The following is a 3,707-nucleotide window of genomic DNA, read 5'->3' as shown; positions in this document are numbered from 1 at the left end:
TTGTAAGAAAAGCCAAKTGCAGKTTTATCTGAACGAATTGGTACGGTTGGAATATCTGAAACAGAAAGGTTTTGTAAACAAAGGATTTACCTATAAAATCGGTTACAGCGACGATATCGGAAAAGTCAGACAGGAATTAAAAGACCACTTCCATAAAATTATAGAACGTTTAAAAACAAAGAATAAATAATTGCCTGACTTGCAAAGTCCGGAAGCTAGCGGAAACTAAACGGAAACAAGAGTTGTTGAAAATCAATAGGTTATAGTAAAAAATCGTTTGTTTCCATTTTCCACAGAAAACACAAAAGCAAAACCGTCATACTAATACAAATGGATGAAGAAAATATACTACAATTTAGAAAAGAACTACAAAATTTAGGGTATTGCAAAACCGTTATAAACTCCTATCCAAAGCAGATTGCAAAGTTTTTGAGATATATCCGGAAAGAAAATTTTGAAATCCAGACACAGGACATTTTAGATTATTATTCCTATCTGAAAACCGTCATCAGTCCGAGAACTAAAAAGGCTTTAAGCGACAATTATCTGCACACTATTTTACTGTCCATCAAACTCTATTTTGATTATCTGCAAAGAACCGGAACCATAAAACTCAATCCTTACCAACTGAAAATTAAAACTCCAAAATCCGAAGAAAGAAAAGTATTTACAAACGAAGAAATAAAAAAGCTATATGCTAAAAGCAGTAAGCTGCAAGCAATTATTTTACATCTATGTTATGCGTGTGGACTGAGAAGAAATGAAGCAAAAGAACTGAAAATAAACGATATAGATTTAGAAAATGATCTGCTGTATATCAGAAAAGGAAAAGGCAAAAAGCGCAGAGTAATCCCCTTTACAAAACAGGTTAAAAAAGATCTTGAGAAATTTTTAGAAACCAAAGCCCGGAACCAGGACGAAAAACTGATCACCCAAAACCCTTACGAAGAATTTAGAAAATTACTCCGGAAAACAGGATTGGAAAACAAAGGATTTACATTGCACTGTTTACGGCATACCATTGCGACACAGTTATTAGAACAGGGAATGGAGCTGGAGAAAGTACGGGATTTTTTAGGACATGAATATTTAGGAACAACACAGATTTATACAAGAATCAATACAATGTAACAATTTACCAATGTGAAAATGTAGCAATGAAACCATCAATTAACAACCACGGACTAACAACTTTTTTAAAAAATGAATTATCTGAAGGAACTGTAAAAACCTATCTCTACGAAATAGAAAAGTTCAAAAAACATTATAAAAATCCGGAGAAACTGAGCTATCAGAATTTAATGGAATATGTAGAATACTTAAGAAAAAGCTATACTCCACAAAGCGTAAAAAGAACGGTTTATGCGATAAAAAAATACTACGATTATTTAGTAGAAACAGGAAAGATAAAAACAAATATTGCAGGAAATATCAGGATAAAAGACGGCAAAGAAAACCCGATACAATTACAGGAATTACTGACAGAAAAGGAATTAAAAAAGCTTTTAGAACCAAGAGAAGAACGATATCCGATATTGGAAAAAAGAAACCAAATTATAATGAGTTTACTGGTGAATCAGGCGTTATTAGTTGGAGATATTGAGAAACTGAAAATCGAAGATTTAGATTTACAAAATGCAAAAATAAAAGTTCAGAAATCAGGAATTACAAACAGTAGGATTTTAGATTTAAAAGCAGAACAAATATTGTTGTTTTATCAATATTTACAGGAAGAAAGAGAGAAATTAGAAAGGCAAAAAACTTCTTTTTTTCTACTGAATAAACTTGGGTCAGCAATTACAAAAGACGACATCAACTATCTTGTATCAACTTATCAGAAAGGTTTTACAAAGAAATTGACAAGCGTAAAAATCCGACAAAGCGTTATCAAACTGAAATTAGACCAGGGCGAAAACTTAAGAAAAGTACAATATTTTGCAGGACACAAACACGCCGACACCACCGAGAAATACAGAGAAACCGGGATTGATGCGTTACAAACAGCGATTAATCAGTTCCATCCAATTAAATAAAAAACCTTGAATTTTGAACCTTAAACCTTGAATTGCCCAACGCTTGCATTGAATTAAATATCCCGCCCTCCAAATAAAAAAGACATTTTCTCCGACGCTCAACCCCTCCAACTCTCCCACCCAAAACAGCCACAGCAAATTACATAATCAAAATTATACGCAAACCCAACGCCAAACGTTGTTCTCCGTTGCGCTTTGCTCCACTCCGCACAAATCCCTCATTGCCTATAATTTGGGATTATGTAAAATGCTTTCCTTTTGTTTGGGCAAAGCCCGCACAATCCAACGCTTTTAGCCAACGCTTCCCCGAATCTTCCCAGCTCCGAAAAATACCTTTTTCTCCACCGCTGCAACCACCCGAATCAAGGAAAAATGCGCCATCGCTTTTGAAAGTTATCCGTAGAAAATGAAGTTGGTAAAAGAACAGAAATGTGGATTTGTGGAAAAATCCGGACTGAATCCAGGCGCAGTTTTTCCCACAAGTCCACATCTACAACAACAGCGACAATAATACAATTATTTACCCATAAAAAGATAAAGAATGATTACTACTTCTAAAAAAGGAGTTAAAGCTTTTAGAAATTGTGTTATTGATTTTAAAAGTTTAGTAAATATTTTCATAACAAATAAAATTTAATTAATAAAAACAAAGGTAGAGATCGTCAAGCCTCTTATTTTGACAAAATGAAGTGAGTTACTTGCAGATTTTACCCTCATATTTAATTTTTGACAAAAATATAATTGCTGTCAAAAAAAAGTTGTGACGCGCTTTTAAGTCCCTATTTATAAGCAATCCAAAATTTATTTTCTTCAATTGAAATAAAAATCTACACGGAATTTTATTTTTCAACTGAATTAAATTTTTATATTTGAAATAAGCGAGCGAGAGCAGACGATCACAGTGTAAAGCCTCGCGCGAGAAAATCCGGAGTAGGAAGTTTTGGAAAATGTGAGCGGGATTATACAATTATAAGTACAACGGTAAGGAGCTTCAGGAGACTGGGATGTACGATTACGGCGCAAGATTTTATATGCCGGATATTGGACGTTGGGGTGTTGTGGATCCGCTGGCGGAGAAAATGAGAAGACATTCACCATATAACTATGCATTTAATAATCCTATAAGGTTTATTGATCCAGATGGAATGAAACCTGATCAATTTATGACAATGAATGATTTAATGAATGATGATCCTCCTAGAAAAGGAGGGGTAAGATTTATATTAAACATTGGGGATAGTGCAGATATGCGAGATGCGGCTAAAACACGGATGAAAGAGATACGCAAAAATTATCCTAATGATAAACTTATAGAAATAACTGATGGAAATTTAGGGAATTTATCTAAAACAGTTGCAAAGCATCTAAAAACAGCACAAAAAGAAGGATATGGAAAAACATATGAAGTGAGTGTATTTTCTCACGCCTCCACAGATGGACCTGTAGGATCCTATGATGCAAATAATCCTTATGATCTTTCAAATGAATCAGGAGATCCCATAGATAAAGGTCAAATGTCTTTAGAAGGTTGGTCTAAAATCAATTGGAATTTCGACTCAAGTAATAGTGTTGCTGCTTTTTATGGTTGCCAAAGTGATAATTTTGCAGAGAAATTTATGAGAATTAGCAATGTTTATTATACAGCGGGAGTSGGAGGWRGAGCAGGRGGATCTG

Annotated in this window: 2 protein-coding genes and 2 pseudogenes; all 4 read left to right on the top strand. The window is 34.2% G+C overall.

From position 1 onward, the window contains the following. Nucleotides 1-190: pseudogene (locus SOP96_RS19825) on the top strand (hypothetical protein); the annotation flags it as partial. A gap of 140 nt (nt 191-330) precedes the next feature. After that, entirely contained in the window at nt 331-1,131 is an 801-nt protein-coding gene (locus tag SOP96_RS19820; RefSeq protein ID WP_326322589.1) for a tyrosine-type recombinase/integrase, read from the top strand. Between the two features lie 26 nt (nt 1,132-1,157). After that, nucleotides 1,158-2,033, top strand: a complete 876-nt coding sequence (locus SOP96_RS19815) for a tyrosine-type recombinase/integrase (protein WP_326322595.1) — start codon at nt 1,158-1,160, stop codon at nt 2,031-2,033. 962 nt (nt 2,034-2,995) lie between these two features. Continuing rightward, nucleotides 2,996-3,181: pseudogene (locus tag SOP96_RS19810) on the top strand (RHS repeat domain-containing protein); the annotation flags it as partial. Nucleotides 3,182-3,707 lie beyond the last annotated feature (526 nt).

It is taken from the genome of Chryseobacterium salviniae (assembly GCF_035819015.1).
GTDB classification, from domain to species: domain Bacteria; phylum Bacteroidota; class Bacteroidia; order Flavobacteriales; family Weeksellaceae; genus Chryseobacterium; species Chryseobacterium salviniae.
The sequence above is the reverse complement of the archived record's forward strand: the minus strand, read 5'-3'. Positions and strand labels throughout refer to the sequence as shown.